Consider the following 15,923-nt stretch of genomic DNA (forward strand, 5'->3'; position numbering starts at 1 on the left):
GGGCTGCTCTCCCGCCGGGCGATCAGCAGCACGAACCTCGGCCGCGCCGGCACCGACGAGCGTGTGGAGACGCGGTCGGCCCAGGGGGCGCCGGGCGTCGCCAACGCGGCTGGGCGGGCGGCCCGCGGGGAGCCGGCGCCCGCGGGACGGCCCCCCCGCCCGCCCGGGGGGGGCGGGGCGGGGGCCCCCCGGCCCGCGCCGCCGGTCTGTCAGCCCGATCGGCCAGGACCCCATGAGCACCCAGACCCACGGCGGTGGCGCCATCTCGCGCTTCTTCCGCCTCCAGCCGGTGACCGCGTGGCTCATCACGGCCAACGTCGCCGTCTACGCGGCCACGGCGGCGCAGGCCCGCAGCCTCCTCGCCAACAACGCGTCGCCGCTGTTCGAGGCCACCGCGCTCTACCCGCCCGTGGTGGTGGTGCGGGACGAGTGGTGGCGGCTGCTCACCTCCGCCTTCCAGCACTTCGGCCCGATGCACCTCCTGCTCAACATGTACATGTTGTGGATCCTCGGGATGGGGATCGAGCGCAGCATCGGTCACGCGCGGTTCCTCGCGCTGTACCTGGTTTCGGCGCTCGGCGGATCCGTGGCGGTGATGTTCTTCGGCCAGGACGCCCTCACCGCCGGGGCGTCCGGTGCGATCTTCGGCCTGATGGGCGCGTACGCCATCGTCGCGGTGTCGATGCGCCTGGACGCCAGGGGGATCGGGATCCTGCTGGCGTTGAACGTCGTGGTGAGCTTCCTCATCCCCGGGATCTCGCTCGCCGCGCACCTCGGCGGCCTCGCGGTGGGGGCGCTCGCGGCGTTCGCGCTGGTCGTGCTGCCCCGCGGGTTGCCGGCCCGCGCGGGCCGCGGGACCCGCGAGACCGTGTCCTGGCTCGGCTATGTGGTGGTGGCGGCGCTCGTCGCGGCCGCGGGCTGGTACGCCGCCGACTCCATGACCCTGGGGTTCATCGTCACCGGCTGAGCTCGCCCGGCCCCCCGAAACCCATCCCGATGAGGGCCTCCGCGACCTCGCGCGGGTCGGCCCCCAGGTCGCCCCGCGTGAACACGTCGAGCTGCTCGCGTCCGCGGTCGTCCACGTACTCGAGTCGCATCAGGTGCTGGCGCACCCCCCACCGCGCGACCCCGAGCGTCCTGATCTCCACCATCTGCGCCGGCGGCACGAACAGCACCCCGCCGAGCTTCTTCACGGCCAGCAGCCCGTCCACCACCTCGATCCGCGGGCGGCGCAGCAACTGGAGGGCGCCGGCGGGGATGAGCAGGAGCGCCAGCAGCCCGGTCAGCAGGAGCCCCAGCGGGTCCCCGGTGGAGACGCCGGCCACCACCGCCACGATCCCGAGCGCGATCTGCACCGTCGGCCACACCGTTCCCGGCGACCAGGACGCGGCCCGGTGCGCACCGTCCGCCGTCGCTCCACCACTCATGCCGCCATCCTCCCCCATCCACAGGCGTTATCCACACTGTGGATGAATGACAACGGTGGAGTTCGATCCGCGTTCGAAGCGACGGGACCCCGACCTGCGACGTCGTCCTCGTCGTCGTCCCCTCGTGGTTATCCCCAGTGTGGAGGGAGTTGTCCACAGCCTGTGTGGGGCCCGCCGGGCTCAGGTGAACGCCGCTCACTCAGCTTGCCGACCGGTGTGACCTGCACCGATGTCAAATCCTGAGAAAAATGCAGGTCACCCCCCGCAGTGTGCGGGGGGTGACCTGTGGAGAACGCTGTGGATTGCCGTGAATCGCGGTCCGGCAGAGGCGGTGTACTACCGCCAGTTCATGGTCATGAGCAGTCCGACCACGGCCAGGCCGAAGCCGATGGCGAAGTTCTGCCACGTCTCGAGGTCGGCCATGAACGGGATCTTCTCGCCCGCGAGGTAGTACACGACCAGCCACGCCAGCCCGAGGAGCATGAGCGCGAACATGGTGATGAGGTACCAGCGCGACGTCGGCGTGCCCTTGACCTTGACGGGGGTGCGGCTGACGGCGGCGTCGGTGTACTCGGTCTTCGACCGGACCTTTGACTTGGGCATGGAGTCCTCGACTGCTGGGGGATGTCCGGGTCACTCTACCAAGCCCGGCGCCGGGCGTTCATCCCGCGGACGGCAGTACGCTGCATCTATGCGCATCCTCGTGGTCGACAACTACGACAGCTTTGTCTACAACCTGGTTCAGTACCTCGGGCAGTTGGGCGCGGCGTGTGACGTGTGGCGGAACGACGACGAGAGACTCGCGGGCCCGGACGGCCGCTACGACCCGGCCGGGCTGGAGCGCGTGATCCGGGAGTACGACGGCGTCCTGCTCAGCCCCGGGCCCGGAACGCCGGACCGGGCGGGGGCCACGATCCCGCTCATCGGCGTGTGCGGGCGGGCCGGCGTCCCCGTGCTGGGGGTATGCCTGGGCCACCAGGCGATCGGCGAGGCGTTCGGGGCGACCGTCGACCGGGCCGCCGAGCTCATGCACGGTAAGACCAGCCAGGTCACCCACGACGACTCGGGCGTGCTCGCGGGCATCCCCAGCCCGTTCACGGCGACCCGCTACCACTCGCTGACGGTGCTGCCCGAGACGGTGCCCGCCGAGCTCGTGCCCACGGCGTGGACCGAGTCGGGGCTGATCATGGCGATGCGGCACCGGGATCTGCCCATCCACGGGGTGCAGTTCCACCCCGAGTCCGTGATGAGCGACGGCGGCCACCGGATGCTGGCCACCTGGCTGGGGATGTGCGGGGAGCGCCCGTCCGAGACGCTGGTGGCACGTCTCGAGGCCGAGCTCGACCGGGCCCGCGGCGCCGCGCTCGCGTGAGTCGGGTCGGCCGGGTCAGCCCGGTCCGGGGACGAGGCCGAAGCGGATCACCCGCACCACCACCTGGTCGTTGACGCCGGCCTCGCCGACCGGAGGCTGCTGGGAGTAGATCCTGCCGACCCGGCTGAGGTCGGGATCGTTCTGCGGCAGCTCGACCAGCTGGGCGCGGCCGCCCCGCCACCCGGCCCGCTCGAGCTCGGCCAGCGCGTCCGGGACGGTGTCACCGACCAGGTTGGGCATGGGGAAGCGGTTGCCCGCCGAGACCTGGAGCGTGATGGTCGCGCCCTTGAGCTGCGACTGCCCGGCGGACGTGGACTGTTCCACCACCTGGCCCTCCGGGGCGGTGCCGTCGACGCGCCTGGTGTCCACGCGGAAGCCGGCGGACTCGAGCGTGGCGCGGGCGGAGTCGATGGGCTGGCCCACGACGCCCGGGACCAGGATCTGCTCGGGACCCGAACCCACGGTGAGCCTGACCGGCCGGTCGGAGGGCACCTGCGCTCCGGGCCCGGGATCGGTCCCCACCACCTTGTCCAGGTCCTCCGCGGTGGACGGACGGGCCTCGTTCTCCGGTGTCACCTGGAACCCGGCCTGCTCGAGGGTCCGGCGCGCGTCGGCCGGCGACATCCCCATGACGTTGGGCACGGAGAGGATCGGTTTGCCCGTAGACACCACGAGGACTATCTCGGATCCCACCGGCAGCCGTTTGCCCGCGATGGGGTCGGAGGACACCACGTGCCCCTCGGGGATCTGCGGGTCGGGCCGGGGGATCTGGACCGGCACGAGCCCGAGGGCCGTGAGCTCGGCGACGACCTCACCCGCCGGGCGCTGGGCGACCTCGGGGATCGTGATCTCCTGGACCTGCGCGACGTCGCCGCTGCGGCCCGAGGTGGCCCAGATCGACACGCCCGCGACCATGGCCAGGACCATGAGGACCGCCGCGGCGATCGTCACGCCGCGGGGCCGGTCCCGTCGACCGTCCGGGCCACCGTTCCGGGCGGCGGCGGTCCGCGAGGCCGCGACGGCGGTCCCCGCGCCCGCGCCCGCGGCCGGTCCGGGCAGCGGGTGCGCCTCGGTCGGGGCGTCGGAGGGGCCCCAGTCCGGTCGGCCCGAGCCGTAGCCCGCCCCGGTGAAGCCGTGGGGGGCGTCGGGGCGGTGCTCGTCGTCGAGCTCGTCGTCGGACAGCACGAGCGGCGCCGACGGCCGACCCCCGGTCAGGACGGCCAACAGGTCGGTCCGCATGTCGCCCGCGGAGGTGTACCGGTTCTCGGGGTTCTTGGCCATGGCATGCATCACCACGGCGTCGACGTACGGGGTGACGTCCGGGTTGACGGCCGACGGGGGCCGCGGCGACTCCCGGACGTGCTGGTATGCCACCGCCACGGGGGACTCGCCGGTGAACGGCGGGGCGCCGGCCACCAACTCGTAGAGCACGCAGCCGGCGGAGTAGAGGTCCGAGCGGGCGTCGACGGTCTCGCCCCGGGCCTGCTCGGGGCTGAGGTACTGCGCGGTCCCGAGGACGGACGAGGTGGCGGTGAGGGTGGACGTCGAGTCGCTCACCGCCCGGGCGATCCCGAAGTCCATGACCTTGACGGCGCCGTCGCGGGAGATCATGATGTTCGCCGGTTTGACGTCGCGGTGGATGATCCCCTTCTTGTGCGAGAAGTCGAGCGCGCCGCAGACGTCGGCCATCACCCCGAGGGCGCGGTCGATCTCCATGGGACCGTCCATCTTGACGATGTCGCGGAGGGTGTCCCCCTCGACCACCTCCATGACGATGTACGGCAGGTCACCGTCGGCGGTGTGCTCCTCGCCGGTGTCGTAGATCGCCACGATCGAGGGATGGTTCAGCGACGCCGAGTTCTGGGCCTCGCGGCGGAAGCGCTGGTAAAACGTCGCGTCACGCGCCAGCTCCGGCCGCATGATCTTGACCGCCACATCGCGTCCGAGGACGGTGTCCCGGCCGCGGTGGACCTCCGACATGCCGCCGAATCCGAGGATCTCGCCGATCTCGTACCGGCCCGCCAGGAGACGAGGTGTGGTCATCCGAGGGCACCTCCCCTGCCGTTGTTCCGACCGGCGGCGGCCGGCGCGTTCCCGTTGGTGCCCTGATCCTGCTGGGGGATGAGCGAGTTGAGCTCGGAGGTCAACGAGTCGAGCATGTCCTGGAGGTCCGGCGGCGGCGGGACCACCGGCGAGCTCGGGGTGGGCTGCGGCGTCGGCGTCGGCTCCGGCGTGGGGGTCGGTGTCGGGGTCGGGGTCGGCGTCGGAGCCTGCTGCGTCGGGGTCTGCGGGGCGGACCTGGTCGGCGAGGGCGCGGTGGGGCCGCCGAACAGGCCGCCGGGGCCGAAGGCGCCCGCGTTGGACAGCGCGATGGCCGCGGCCACGGCGAGCGCCGTCACCAGGACGAACACCAGCAGGAACCATCCCGCGCATCCGGTGCCGCCACGCCGCCGGGCCGGCCGGGCGGTGACGGGTGGGGCCTGGTGGCGCATCGCGGTGGACCGGGCCGGCGACGGAGCGGGGGGCCCGGGAAGGTGCCGCGTGTAGGCCCGCGTCGGGTCGGGCCGCGCCGCCCCGCCGGCCCCGGGTGGCTCGTCGGGCAGCACGGTGGTGGCCGCGGTGGCACCGGACGCCGCGCCCGCGGCGGCGCCGAGCACGCCGCCGGCCGCCGCACCGGCGGGGGACGCGGTCGCCGGCCTGGGCTCGCGGCCGGCCCGCACGTCGGAGACGGCGTCGGCGAAGGCCCCGCCGTCGGGGTAGCGCCGGCCGGGATCCTTGACCATCGCCCCCGCCAGGAGCCGTCGGACCGGGGTGGGCACCGTGTCGGGCAGCGGCGGCGGGGCGTCGTGGACGTGCATCATCGCCATCGACACCGGCGAGTCGGCGATGAACGGTCGACGTCCGGACACGCACTCGTAGCCCACCACGCCGAGGGAGTACACGTCACCGGCCGGGGTGGTCTCCTGCCCCATGGCCTGCTCGGGGGCGATGTACTGGGCGGTACCCACGACCATCCCGGTCTGGGTCACGGAGGAGGCGCCCATCGACTTGGCGATCCCGAAGTCGGTGAGTTTGACCTGACCGGTGGGCGTGATGAGGATGTTGCCCGGCTTGACGTCCCGGTGGACCAGGCCGATCGCGTGCGCCGCGTGGAGCGCGCGGCCTGTCTGCTCGAGCATGTCGAGCGTGTGCCGCAGCGGCAGCGTCCCCTCGCGGGCGAGGACGTCGGAGAGCGGCTCGCCCACCACGAGCTCCATCACCAGGTAGGACAGCGGGCTGCCGGACGCGGGGTCGTCGATCTGACCGTAGTCGTAGACCGTCGCGATCCCGGGATGGGAGATCCTCGCGGTGACCTTGGCCTCGGAGCGGAACCGCTCCACGAACTCCGGGTCCGAGGAGTACTCGGCCTTGAGGACCTTGACGGCCACGTGGCGGTCGAGCACCGCGTCGTCGGCCTCCCAGACCTGACCCATCCCGCCGGTGGCGATGAGGCGCAGCAGGCGGTACCGGTGGGACAGGAGGGCTCCCGAGTTGAGGCTCATCCGGCGCCTCCGAGGAGGGCGCCCAGGACCTCACGGCCGATGGGGCCCGCGAAGGTGGCACCGACCGTGTCGCGGGTGATGCCGGGTCCGGACTCGATCGCCACCGCCACGGCCACGTCCTGCCCGGGGACGAACGCGATGTACCAGGTGTAGGGGATGGACTCGGAGGAGTCCACGCCGTGCTCGGCGGTGCCGGTCTTGGAGGCGATGGTCACCCCGGACAGGCCGCCGCCGGCGTTGGCCTCGGCCCCCACCATGAGCTCGGTGAGGGTTCCGGCCTGCTCGTCGGTGAGCGCGCGTCCGGCGTCGCGGGGGGTGAACGCCTGGACCAGCGAGAGGTCGGGCGCCGTCAGGGACTTGATGAGCTGCGGCTCCATGCGGACCCCGCCGTTGGAGACGGTCGCCGCGACCATGGCGTTCTGCAGGGTGGTCATCCGGACGTCGCTCTGGCCGATCGCGCTCATCGCCAGCTGGGCGGAGTCGTCCATCCGGCCGAGGCCGGACGGGGCGACGGGGATCGCGAAGTCCTCGGGTGGGCGCCCGTCGATCCCGAATCGCTCCGCCATCTCCGTGAACGCCTCCGCCCCGATCTCCTGGCTGAGCTCGACGAACGGCACGTTGCAGGACAGCTCGAACGCCCTGCGCAGCGTGACGGTCCCGCCCCCGCACGTCTGGCCCGCGTAGTTCTGCAGATAGGTGGAGGTGCCGGGCAGCAGGGTGCGGTCGGCGCCGGAGACGGGGGTCTCCGGGCCCATGCCCTGCTCGAGCGCCGCGGCGGTGGTGATGACCTTCATGGTGGAACCGGGGGGTAGCGACTGCTGCGTGGCGTGGTTGAGCAACGGCCGGTCGGCGCTCTGCTCGATCCGCTCCATCTCCTCGGTCCGGACGGTCTGCTCCTGGCTGGACAGCGCGTTGGGGTCGAACGACGGGCTGGAGGCCAGCGCCAGCACCTCGCCGGTCGAGGGGCGGACCGCCGCCACGGATCCCACGAAGGAGCCCTGGCCGGCGCCCCGCCGGAGCGCGTCGTAGGCGACCTGCTGCGCGACCGGGTCCAGTGTCAGCTCGACCGATCCGCCCTGCGGGGTGCGGCCGGAGATGAGGCCGGAGATGCGCTGGGAGAGCAGGCGCGAGTCCGACCCGTTGAGGAAGGCGTCCTGGGACTGCTCGATCCCGGACGTGGCGTACTGGAGGGAGTAGTACCCGACCGTCGGGCCGAAGGCGACCGGGTCGGTGGGGTAGGTGCGGACGTATTTGTAGCGGCCGTCCCCCGGTAGGGACAGGGCCAGCACGCGGCCGCCCGCGGTGATCTGGCCGCGCTGCCGGGAGTACTCGTCCAGGAGCATCCGGGTGTTGCGGGGGTCGGCGCGCAGATCGTCGGCGCGGAAGACCTGGATCCACGTGAGCTGGAGCAGCAGCGCCACCACCATGACCATGGCGGCCACAGCGACCCTGCGGATGGCGGCGTTCATCCGGCGCTCACCCGTGGGCCCGGAAGCGGGACAGCAGGGGGCTGCTCATCATGCCGGTGGCGGCCTCCGCCAGCGCCGGCGCCTGGCGGGGGGTGGGCATCGGCCGGCGGGCGTCGTGCGACAGCCGGAGCAGGATGGCCAGCAGCGCGTAGTTCGCCAGCAGGCTCGACCCGCCGTAGGCCATGAACGGCAGGGTCAGGCCGGTGAGCGGGATGAGGGTCGTCACGCCGCCGACCACCACGAACACCTGGAAGGCCATGGTGAACGCCAGGCCCACGGCGACGAGTTTGCCGAAGCTGTCGCGGATGGTCAGGCCCACCCGGATCCCGCGCAGGACGAGGATCGCGTAGACCATGAGGACGGCCGCCAGGCCGATGAGCCCCAGCTCCTCGCCGATGGTCGAGGTGATGAAGTCGGTGCCCGCGAACGGGACCTGGTCGGGCCGGCCGTTGCCGAGCCCGGTGCCGCCCATCCCGCCGGAGGCCAGCCCGAACAGGGCCTGCGAGCTCTGGTACCCGCCGGTGTCGAAGAACGCGAAGGGGTCCCGCCAGATCTGGAACCGCACCCGCACGTGCCCGAACAGTCCGTAGGCGAGCACCCCGCCGATCGCCACCAGCACCACGCCGATGAGCAGCCAGCTCACGCGCTCCGTGGCCACGTACAGCATGGTGAGCACGGTCGCGAACAGCAGCAGGCACATGCCGAGGTCGGTGTTGAAGACCAGGACGCCGAGCGAGAGGAACCACGCCACGATGATCGGCCCGAGGTCGCGGGCGCGCGGCAGGTCCACCCCCAGGACGCGCTTGCCGGCGGTGGTGAACAGCTCCCGCTTCTCCACGAGGATGGAGGCGAAGAAGATGATGAGCAGGATCTTGGCGAACTCGCCGGGCTGGAGCGTGAAGCCCGGCAGGATGATCCAGTTCTTGGCGCCGTTGATCTCGGAGAACCGGGAGGGCAGCAGGGCGGGGATCGCCAGCAGGACCAGCCCGGCGAGGCCCATCGTGTAGCCGTACCGCGCCAGCACGCGGTGGTCGCGCAGGAAGTACAGCACCATCGCCATCACGCTCAGCCCGAGGAACGTCCACAGCAGCTGGCGGGTCACGTCCATGCCCGGCGGGTCGTTCCCGTTCGCGATCGCCCGCGCGGCGTAGGCCAGGTCCAGGCGGTAGATGAGCACCAGGCCGAGGCCGTTGAGCAGGGTGACCGCGGGCAGCAGGACGGGGTCGGCGAAGGGCGCCAGCCAGCGGATCAGCAGGTGGGCGGCACCGGAGAGCCCGAGGAACGCCAGGGTGATCCACAGCAGCGAGAGCGAGAGCTCCTGCTCCTGGGCCAGCTGGACGAGCAGCAGGGAGAACCCGACGATCACCGAGGCGGCCACGAGCAGGACGAGTTCCTTGCCGCGGCGGGGCCGGTCGGGGATCGCCTGCTGCCGGGGATCCGATGAGGGGGCGGACACGGTCAGCTCACCACCCGGCAGTCCTCGCCGGGCACCGGCACCGGCTCGGGCACGGCGGAGGTGGGGGGCGACGACGGCGAGGGGGTCGCCCCGGCCTCCCGACCCGCCCGCCGCGTGGGTTCGCACGGGGGCAGGAGGTTGTCCTGCGCGAGCCGGTAGACCTGTGCGTTCGCCTCGGCGAGGCTGCCCGACGGCAGCCCGGCGCGGACGGTCTCCCGGGCGGGCTCGCGGAGATCGCCGAGCGTGAACACGTCGCAGCCGGCGGGGATCGCGTCGGGGTCGTGCATCGTCAGGGTCCCGTCCTGGGTGAGGCACGCCTTCTGGCTGACCGAGGCGAGCGAGAGTCCGAAGACCTCCCCGGAGATGCCCCGCTTGACCACGACCTGGCTGTCCTGCTCTGTGACGAAGTAGTTGCTCCTGACGAGCAGCGCGGACACGCCGACGATCCCGGCGAGCAGGACCAGGACCCCGACGACGCTCAGCGCGAAACGCCAGCGGGTGCCGCGCGGGGCGGCGGGGTCCGCCTCGTCGTCGTCGGATCCGGTCCCACGCCCGCCCGCACCCGCGTCCGCGGGGGCGGACTCGCCGTTCTGCGAGGCCACCTGGGCGCGGGAGAACGCGGCGGCCCTGCCGGCGGCGGTGTCGGAGTGGGGATCGGCGGCGGGGTCCACCACGCCCGCCTCGTCGGACGACGCGGCGCCCACCACCACGGGGAGGGTCGGCGCGTCGCGGGGGGAGTCGAGCACGTCGGCCACCACCACCGTGATGTTGTCCGGCCCGCCCGACCGCAGCGCGAGCTGGACCAGCCGGTCGGCGGCGACCTCGACGGTCCCGGTGCCGAGCGTCTCCCCGATGGTCTCGGCGCTCACCGGGTCCGACAGGCCGTCCGAGCACAGCAGGTAGCGGTCGCCGATGCGGGCCTCGCGGATGACGGCGGTGGGCTCCACCGGCTCACCGGTGAGCGCCTTGAGGATGAGCGAGCGCCGGGGATGGGTGTGGGCCTCGTCGGCGGAGAGCTCCCCGCGGTCGACGAGGGACTGGACAAAGGTGTCGTCCTTGGTGATCTGGGTGAGCACGCCGTCGCGCAGGAGGTAGGCGCGGGAGTCGCCCACGTGGATCAGCCCCACGCGGCGGCCGTCGAAGAGCAGCGCGGTGGCCGTGCAGCCCATGCCGTCGGTCTCGGGGTGGGCGTCCACGTGCGCGGCGATCGCCGCGTTGCCCGCGCCCAGCGCCCGGGTGAGCGCGGCGGTGAGGTCCTGCCCCTGCTCGTCCTCGTCCAACCTGGCCAGCGCGGCCACCACGAACTGGCTGGCGATCTCGCCGGCGGCGTGACCGCCCATGCCGTCCGCCAGCGCGAGAAGCCGGGGGCCGGCGTACGCCGAGTCCTCGTTGTTCTCCCGCACCATGCCCAGGTGCGAGCGCGCGGTGTAGACGAGGGCGGGGGTCACGTCCGGAGCTCGATCACGGTCTTGCCGATCCGGATCGGCGTGCCGGCGGCCACCTTGACCGGGGTCGTCACCCTCGATCTGTCCAGATAGGTGCCGTTCGTCGAGCCCAGGTCCTCGAGGAACCAGTCGGGTCCGTGGGGGGAGAGCCGGGCGTGCTGGTTGCTGGCGTAGTCGTCGTCGATCACGAGCGTGCACGAGTCCGCGCGGCCCAGCAGGACCGGCTGTTCGGAGAGGGTGATGCGGGTCCCGGAGAGGGCCCCCTGGGTCACGACGAGGTGGCGGATGGTCTTGTCGCCCCGGCCGAGGAGGCCGCCCCGACGCTCGCCCTGCCCGGCCGACCGCATCCCGACGTTGCCGAAGACGTCGGTCTTCAGCGCGCGCAGGGTGAGGTAGATGAACAGCCACAGCATGGCCAGCAGGAGGCCGCGGGAGAGCTGCAGAACGAGTCCCTGCACGAGTTCGTCCTCCCCTCCGTGGCTCGGGTCACCACAGGCGACGGCCGATCGTCCCGGACGGTTCCCGGGGTCTGTCGTGTCGAGGCTAGTCGAACCGGACGGTGATCTCCGAGTGTCCGACCCGGATGACGTCCCCGTCGGCCAGCTGCCAGTCCTGGACGGGGCCGCCGTTGACCGTGGTGCCGTTGGTCGAGCCGAGGTCGGTGAGGACCGCCTCCCGGCCGTCGAAGCGGATGTCGGCGTGCTGGCGCGACACCCCGGTGTCCGGGAGCCGGAACGCCGCGTCCTGGCCGCGACCGAGCAGGTTGGACCCCCGCTGGAGGCGGAACGTGCGGCCGGAGCCGTCGTCGAGGTGCAGCGTCACGGTCAGTGAGGAACGGCCCGGGGTGATCCGGGTGGGGGCGTCCGACGGGCCGCCCCAGCCGGTGCCCTGACCGGACCGGGCGGCGACGGGATAGTTGGAGGCTGGTGCCTGCACGTGGTTGTTCTCCTGACTCGCGCTCGGCGGGACGCGGTTCGGCGACGACGGAGCCGGGTGGCCCGGCCCCGGAACCGGCGCGGCGGCCGAGATGTGGAACGGCACGGCGTCGGGGTCCACGACACCGTCTATACGCATCTGCCCGGTGTGGAGGTCGTCGCGTTCGACGAACGTCACCGCGACCGGGCCGTACGTCTCCCACCCCTGGTCGGAGATGTGGTCCGAGAGGTGGCGGGAGAAGGTCTTCACGGCCAGGGCCTCGTCCTCGGTGAACGACGCGTAGTCGGACCGGGCCAGGGTGATGGTGTAGCTGTTGGACACCAAGAGGTGACCGTCGGCCACCTTGAGGGAGGCCTCCGCCTGCTTGCGCAGCTGGGCCTCGACCTCGGCAGCCACGACCTTGCCCCCGAAGAGACGGGCGAACGCGTCGCCGACGGCGCCCTGCAGGGTGCGTTCGAACTTGCTCACGAATCCCACGCCTCGCCTCCCTTCCCCTCGGCCGCCCGGGCACGGTCTGTCGACGCCACCACACGGCGGCATCCGGTCGATCATAGAGGCGCGGGCGGTGGTAAGCACGCGGGAAGCGGCCGGCCGGCGGGCCGGGCGCCCACTCCGAAGACCCCCACCAGCGGATTAGTGCGGCCCGATCGGACCGTGTTAACGTATGCGGGCGTTACTCGGGCGAGTGGCGGAATGGCAGACGCGCTGGCTTCAGGTGCCAGTGTCCTTCGGGACGTGGGGGTTCAAGTCCCCCTTCGCCCACCAGAGCGAGTCGGGTCCGACTCGATCGCCAGCGAGGCCGGCCGACAGGCCGGCCTTCGTGCATTTACGGGGTATCACGCGCTTGGTGACCCGGATCACAGATTTTCGTGGGTGAGGTGGTCGTCACGTACGCTCGCGTCATTGTCCTCTGGGCTCCCGCGGCGCCACCCCCGCCCGGGCCGGAGGACTCCGCCTTATGGGCGGGACGAAGCCGGGGCCACCCTCCCGCCCGTTGAGCTTCATCGCTGGCTCTGAACTAGATCGTTCTCGAGAGCGAGCCCGGTACGGCGGTGTGCCGGGAGTGGAAAGGACAACGGCCGACAAGGCCGTGATCATCGGAGCCGGTACGCGGGGTACCGGCTCTCCAACACGCTGTACGAAGGAACACCAATGGCCTCGAGCCTCGAACAGATCCCAGAGAAGACGGCGCCCGCGCCCGGCGAGTCGATCGACACGACAGCCGGCGAGAGCGCCGTGATCGGTGTGGTCGCGGAGTCCAACCCGGGCGAGAACAGGGTGGCGGCGACGCCGGCCACCGTGGAGAAGCTGATCGGGCTCGGGTACCGGGTCGTGGTGGAGCAGGGCGCCGGCACCCGCGCCGGGTTCGCCGATGCCGCCTACGCGGGGGCCGGGGCCGAGCTGGTCTCCGGTGACCGGGCGTGGGGCAGCGACGTGGTTCTCAAGGTGGCCGTGCCGACCGAGGCCGAGGTGGCCCGGCTCCGGTCCGGCGCCACGCTGGTGGGCCTGCTGGCCCCGGCCCAGAACGAGCGGCTGGTCAGCGCGCTGGCCGAGCGCGGGGTGACCGCGATGGCGATGGATGCGGTGCCGCGAATCTCGCGCGCGCAGTCGATGGACGTTCTGAGTTCGATGGCCAATATCGCCGGCTACCGCGCCGTGATCGAGGCCGCCCATCACTTCGGCCGGTTCTTCACCGGCCAGGTCACCGCCGCGGGCAAGGTTCCGCCGGCCAAGGTCCTCGTGGCGGGCGCTGGGGTGGCCGGTCTGGCCGCGATCGGTGCGGCGAGCAGCCTGGGCGCGATCGTGCGGGCGACCGACCCGCGGCCCGAGGTGGCCGATCAGGTCAAGTCGATCGGCGGCGAGTACCTGCCGGTCGAGGTGCCGGAGGAGGAGAAGGAAGTCTCCTCGGACGGGTACGCCAAGGCCACCAGCGAGGCGTACGACCGCGCGGCGGCGGCGCTGTACTCGGCGCAGGCCGCAGACGTGGACATCGTCATCACCACGGCGCTCATCCCGGGCCGGGCTGCCCCGCGTCTGATCACTGCCGCCGACGTCGCGCTGATGAAGCGGGGCTCGGTCATCGTGGACATGGCCGCCGCGCAGGGCGGCAACGTCGAGGGCTCGGTGGCGGACCAGGTGGTGGTGACCGAGAACGGCGTGACCATCATCGGCTACACCGACCTGGCCGGCCGTCTGCCCGCCCAGGCCTCGCAGCTGTACGGCACCAACCTGGTCAACCTGGCCAAGCTCGTCACCCCGGGCAAGGACGGGCGGTGGGCGCTGGACCTGGACGACGTGGTCCAGCGCGGCGTGACCGTGGCCCGTGCCGGGGAGGTCATGTGGCCACCCCCGCCGGTGCAGGTCAGCGCCGCGCCGGCCGCGGCCCCGGCCGTGCGGGCGGAGCCGCCGGCGGAGAAGAAGACGATGTCCGCCGGGGCGAAGCTGGCGATGATCGCCGCGGGCATGGCGCTGCTGCTGGTCCTCACGGCCGTGGCGCCGGGCGACATCCCGCGCCACATCACGGTGTTCGTCCTGGCGATCGTGATCGGCTACTACGTCATCGGCAACGTCCACCACGCGCTGCACACGCCGCTGATGTCGGTGACCAACGCCATCTCCGGCGTGATCGTCGTGGGTGCGCTGCTGCAGATCGGCATCGACAACACCCTCGGCCTGGCGCTGGCCACCATCGCGATCCTCGTCGCGTCCATCAACGTGTTCGGCGGTTTCGCCGTGACGCGCCGCATGCTCGCCATGTTCTCGAAGGGAGCCTGACCGATGACCATCGAGACCGCCGCGAATGCGGCCTACCTGGTCGCCGCGCTGCTGTTCATCCTGTCGCTGGCGGGCCTGTCCAAGCACGAGACCGCCCGCCGAGGCCTGACCTTCGGTATCTCCGGCATGGCGCTGGCGCTGGTGGCCACGGTCGCCCTGGTGATCGACCACAAGCCCGCGACCATCGGCATCGTCCTGATGGTGGTGGCCGTGCTCATCGGCGCGGTGATCGGGCTGCTGCGGGCCCGCAGCGTGCAGATGACCGAGATGCCCGAGCTGATCGCCCTGCTGCACTCCTTCGTCGGACTGGCCGCGGTCCTGGTGGGCTGGAACGGCTACCTCGAGCCGAACCTCCACGGTGAGCTGACCGGGTCGCTGCTGGGCATCCACCACGCCGAGGTGTTCATCGGCGTGTTCATCGGTGCCGTCACCCTCACCGGCTCGATCGTGGCCTACCTCAAGCTGTCCGGGAAGATGAAGTCCTCGCCGCTGGTGCTGCCGGGCAAGAACCTCATCAACGCCGGGATCCTCGTGGCCTTTGTCGCGCTGACGGTGTGGTTCGTCATCTCCCCGGCCCTGTGGATGCTCATCGTGGTGACCGCCCTGGCCCTGGCGCTGGGCTGGCACCTGGTGGCCTCCATCGGCGGCGGCGACATGCCGGTCGTGGTGTCGATGCTCAACTCGTACTCGGGCTGGGCCGCCGCGGCGACGGGCTTCCTGCTGGGCAACGACCTGCTCATCGTGACCGGGGCCCTGGTCGGCTCGTCCGGTGCGTACCTGTCCTACATCATGTGCAAGGCCATGAACCGCTCGTTCTTCTCCGTCATCATGGGCGGCTTCGGCATCGAGGCCCCCTCGGGCGAGGGCAAGGACCACGGGGAGCACAGCGAGATCGACGTCGCCGGTGCGGCCGAACTGCTCGCGGGCGCGTCCTCGGTGATCATCACCCCGGGCTACGGCATGGCGGTGGCGCAGGCGCAGTACCCGGTGGCCGACCTCACCCGCATCCTGCGGGAGCGGGGCGTGGACGTGCGCTTTGCCGTCCATCCCGTGGCCGGGCGCCTGCCCGGCCACATGAACGTGCTGCTGGCCGAGGCCAAGGTCCCGTACGACATCGTCCTGGAGCTCGACGAGATCAACGACGACTTCGCCGGCACCGACGTCGTCCTGGTGATCGGCGCCAACGACACCGTCAACCCGGACGCCGCCGAGGACCCGAGCAGCCCGATCGCCGGGATGCCCGTGCTCCACGTGTGGGAGGCCACCGACGTGATCGTGTTCAAGCGCTCCATGGCCGCGGGCTACGCCGGGGTGCAGAACCCGCTGTTCTTCCGCGACAACACCCAGATGCTGTTCGGCGACGCCAAGGACCGGGTCGACGACATCCTGGCCGCGCTCAAGGACCAGCCCGTGGGAGCGGCCCGCTAGACCGGACTGCCCCGCCCCCCGCCCCCCGCCCCGGGCCCTGGCCCCCCGGGTTTGCGCTGGCGCTGTGCTCGGA

13 protein-coding genes and 1 tRNA gene are annotated in these 15,923 nt (G+C 72.0%); 5 read left to right on the plus strand and 9 right to left on the minus strand.

Translation table 11 applies throughout. The features are described from left to right. Positions 1–232 precede the first annotated feature (232 nt). Positions 233–967 (plus strand): rhomboid family intramembrane serine protease, encoded by a 735-nt coding sequence (locus Q0444_RS10940; RefSeq protein ID WP_291081300.1) that lies wholly within the window; start codon positions 233–235, stop codon positions 965–967. Here Q0444_RS10940 and Q0444_RS10945 read toward each other — a convergent pair. Further along, the gene (locus tag Q0444_RS10945; protein WP_291081298.1) at positions 957–1,427 is read right to left on the minus strand and encodes a PH domain-containing protein; all 471 of its coding nucleotides are present in this window, start codon (positions 1,425–1,427) and stop codon (positions 957–959) included. The two genes, Q0444_RS10940 and Q0444_RS10945, sit on opposite strands and share 11 nt — an antisense overlap. A gap of 336 nt (positions 1,428–1,763) precedes the next feature. Then, positions 1,764–2,030 (minus strand): cell division protein CrgA, encoded by a 267-nt coding sequence (gene crgA, locus Q0444_RS10950; RefSeq protein WP_291081296.1) that lies wholly within the window; start codon positions 2,028–2,030, stop codon positions 1,764–1,766. An 88-nt stretch (positions 2,031–2,118) separates the two neighbouring features. On the opposite strand from crgA, the gene Q0444_RS10955 reads away from it, so the two are divergent. Next, complete coding sequence (locus tag Q0444_RS10955; RefSeq protein ID WP_291081295.1) at positions 2,119–2,799, plus strand: aminodeoxychorismate/anthranilate synthase component II; 681 nt, start codon at positions 2,119–2,121, stop codon at positions 2,797–2,799. A gap of 15 nt (positions 2,800–2,814) precedes the next feature. On the opposite strand, the gene pknB is transcribed toward Q0444_RS10955, so the two are convergent. The 7 genes from pknB to Q0444_RS10990 form a co-directional block, all read right to left on the minus strand. After that, the gene (gene pknB, locus Q0444_RS10960) at positions 2,815–4,842 is read right to left on the minus strand and encodes a Stk1 family PASTA domain-containing Ser/Thr kinase (protein WP_299023234.1); all 2,028 of its coding nucleotides are present in this window, start codon (positions 4,840–4,842) and stop codon (positions 2,815–2,817) included. Beyond that, positions 4,839–6,341, minus strand: a complete 1,503-nt coding sequence (locus tag Q0444_RS10965; RefSeq protein WP_299023235.1) for a serine/threonine-protein kinase — start codon at positions 6,339–6,341, stop codon at positions 4,839–4,841. Before Q0444_RS10965 ends, pknB begins: the two co-directional genes overlap by 4 nt. Further along, positions 6,338–7,810 carry a penicillin-binding transpeptidase domain-containing protein gene (locus tag Q0444_RS10970; protein ID WP_291081287.1) on the minus strand — a complete coding sequence of 491 codons (1,473 nt, stop codon included), beginning with the start codon at positions 7,808–7,810 and terminating at the stop codon, positions 6,338–6,340. Before Q0444_RS10970 ends, Q0444_RS10965 begins: the two co-directional genes overlap by 4 nt. A gap of 7 nt (positions 7,811–7,817) precedes the next feature. Beyond that, positions 7,818–9,266, minus strand: a complete 1,449-nt coding sequence (locus Q0444_RS10975) for an FtsW/RodA/SpoVE family cell cycle protein (RefSeq protein WP_291081285.1) — start codon at positions 9,264–9,266, stop codon at positions 7,818–7,820. A 2-nt stretch (positions 9,267–9,268) separates the two neighbouring features. Continuing rightward, positions 9,269–10,714 (minus strand): PP2C family serine/threonine-protein phosphatase, encoded by a 1,446-nt coding sequence (locus Q0444_RS10980; protein ID WP_291081283.1) that lies wholly within the window; start codon positions 10,712–10,714, stop codon positions 9,269–9,271. Further along, on the minus strand, positions 10,711–11,169 hold the full coding sequence (locus Q0444_RS10985) for an FHA domain-containing protein (protein ID WP_291081281.1): 459 nt from the start codon (positions 11,167–11,169) through the stop codon (positions 10,711–10,713). Before Q0444_RS10985 ends, Q0444_RS10980 begins: the two co-directional genes overlap by 4 nt. A gap of 85 nt (positions 11,170–11,254) precedes the next feature. Beyond that, positions 11,255–12,124, minus strand: a complete 870-nt coding sequence (locus tag Q0444_RS10990; RefSeq protein ID WP_291081279.1) for a DUF3662 and FHA domain-containing protein — start codon at positions 12,122–12,124, stop codon at positions 11,255–11,257. A 202-nt stretch (positions 12,125–12,326) separates the two neighbouring features. Here Q0444_RS10990 and Q0444_RS10995 point away from each other — a divergent pair. The 3 genes from Q0444_RS10995 to pntB all read left to right on the plus strand — a co-directional run bounded on the left by Q0444_RS10995 (position 12,327) and on the right by pntB (position 15,850). After that, positions 12,327–12,412, plus strand: a tRNA-Leu gene (locus Q0444_RS10995). Positions 12,413–12,799: 387 nt separating this feature from the next. Further along, positions 12,800–14,422, plus strand: coding sequence for a Re/Si-specific NAD(P)(+) transhydrogenase subunit alpha (locus Q0444_RS11000; protein ID WP_291081277.1), 1,623 nt, complete (start codon positions 12,800–12,802; stop codon positions 14,420–14,422). 3 nt (positions 14,423–14,425) lie between these two features. After that, the gene (gene pntB / locus Q0444_RS11005) at positions 14,426–15,850 is read left to right on the plus strand and encodes a Re/Si-specific NAD(P)(+) transhydrogenase subunit beta (RefSeq protein ID WP_299023236.1); all 1,425 of its coding nucleotides are present in this window, start codon (positions 14,426–14,428) and stop codon (positions 15,848–15,850) included. Positions 15,851–15,923 lie beyond the last annotated feature (73 nt).

Origin of the sequence: uncultured Dietzia sp. (genome assembly GCF_937873725.1) — a bacterium.
Taxonomy (GTDB): Bacteria; Actinomycetota; Actinomycetes; order Mycobacteriales; family Mycobacteriaceae; genus Dietzia.

Bases quoted from the DNA above. Each gene is read 5' to 3' on its own strand.
- pntB (WP_299023236.1), top strand. From the start codon at position 14,426: ATGACCATCGAGACCGCCGCGAATGCGGCCTACCTGGTCGCCGCGCTG.
- Q0444_RS10940 (WP_291081300.1), top strand. From the start codon at position 233: ATGAGCACCCAGACCCACGGCGGTGGCGCCATCTCGCGCTTCTTCCGC.
- Q0444_RS10945 (WP_291081298.1), bottom strand. From the start codon at position 1,427: ATGAGTGGTGGAGCGACGGCGGACGGTGCGCACCGGGCCGCGTCCTGG.
- crgA (WP_291081296.1), bottom strand. From the start codon at position 2,030: ATGCCCAAGTCAAAGGTCCGGTCGAAGACCGAGTACACCGACGCCGCC.
- Q0444_RS10965 (WP_299023235.1), bottom strand. From the start codon at position 6,341: ATGAGCCTCAACTCGGGAGCCCTCCTGTCCCACCGGTACCGCCTGCTG.
- Q0444_RS10955 (WP_291081295.1), top strand. From the start codon at position 2,119: ATGCGCATCCTCGTGGTCGACAACTACGACAGCTTTGTCTACAACCTG.
- Q0444_RS11000 (WP_291081277.1), top strand. From the start codon at position 12,800: ATGGCCTCGAGCCTCGAACAGATCCCAGAGAAGACGGCGCCCGCGCCC.
- pknB (WP_299023234.1), bottom strand. From the start codon at position 4,842: ATGACCACACCTCGTCTCCTGGCGGGCCGGTACGAGATCGGCGAGATC.
- Q0444_RS10970 (WP_291081287.1), bottom strand. From the start codon at position 7,810: ATGAACGCCGCCATCCGCAGGGTCGCTGTGGCCGCCATGGTCATGGTG.